Here is a 1,183-nt window from a genome sequence, read left to right on the forward strand (position 1 = left end):
CGGGTGCATCCCAGTCTTGCAAGACTCATTTTGAGAAGTAGCCATTCAGATACGCACATCGCTGTCGGAGCACTTGTTGCACGTTATGTGCGTCCCAGTGAGCGCCTGAAATCTTGATTCGACGTCCAATTTGCTTGACCGTTGACTCAATTGCACCCGAGCCAATGGACATGCCCTCGGATTGGTAGTAGGCGTAGTTGACAATACGGTGTCGATGTCTGGCCAGGTAAGCGATAAATCGGTCAACTCGCTCATGAGGCCGGTCATCGAACTGCTTGACGGCTCCCTCAAGATCGCCTCGCCACAGACAGGTCTCCACGGCATCCAGCCGGTGTTGTGACCCGCCGACCTGAGCCAAATTTTCCATCAGGTGGTACCAGTCTAGAATCTCAAGTCGCTGCACTGGCGGTGCGACTTGGGCAAAGAGATTCCAAATCCCGTCATGCCCATCGCCTAAGCACACCACCGGAGACGCCAATGGCTGCTGGTTGACCCACTCGACCAAGGCATCATTCGCTCTAAAAAAGGCTGCAACACAGCCTTGATGCAGGTTAACGGCCTTATAATCGCGCCAATCACTCCGTTGGCCCTTGGGCGTCCGCAGGCGCACTTTGCCCCCGTCAAGGCTCATCTCTTTAACGCCGCCATCTACCGACTCAGACGGGAAATCGTGACGATGCACGAGCCGCTGCTGAGTGCTCTTGGAAACCGATATCCCGGTTAGCACCGCAATATCATGAGCCGTGTCTTCGTAGGACTCGTTAGCACTCACCAGCAAACAACACGTCTCTAACTGCGGACTCCACTGAGTTCGGGCTTTCAGACCTAGCCGTTGTCCTTGCTGTTCGCTAATGCTCAATTGGCCGATGATGCTGGTAACGCCTCGCTGGCGGCCTCGCGTTGTGCCGCTGCTTGTGCGGATAAAAAATGACCGAGTTCTGGGCCGATATGCTCGAGCAGGTGCCCCCGCACGGCGGTCTCGATTCCATCTAGGGTCTTGACGTTCTCGGGGTCAGTCTCCTCGTAGAGCAGTTCGGCTAACTCCTGCGTCAGGGCTTTGAGACGGGCTTCTTTGGAGGCATCCATGGGAGTGAAGTTCCTCTGTTGAACTGCTCAAAGCTTAACGTTCATAGGCTTAGCCCAGACTAAGTATTATTGCTCATTACATAACTGGGATGCACCC

1 protein-coding gene is annotated in these 1,183 nt (G+C 54.8%); it reads right to left on the bottom strand.

What is annotated here, in order from left to right; genetic code table 11:
- Nucleotides 1-25 precede the first annotated feature (25 nt).
- Nucleotides 26-1,086 (bottom strand): ISKra4 family transposase gene (locus tag IQ273_RS33295; protein WP_194027338.1). Its coding sequence is split into 2 segments (ribosomal slippage): nucleotides 26-930 and nucleotides 930-1,086, totalling 1,062 coding nucleotides; the frame shifts between segments, so codons are not numbered across the junction.
- Between the last annotated feature and the right edge of the window lie 97 nt (nucleotides 1,087-1,183).

The sequence above is a fragment of the Nodosilinea sp. LEGE 07298 genome (genome assembly GCF_015207265.1).
Classification (GTDB): domain Bacteria; phylum Cyanobacteriota; class Cyanobacteriia; order Phormidesmidales; family Phormidesmidaceae; genus Nodosilinea.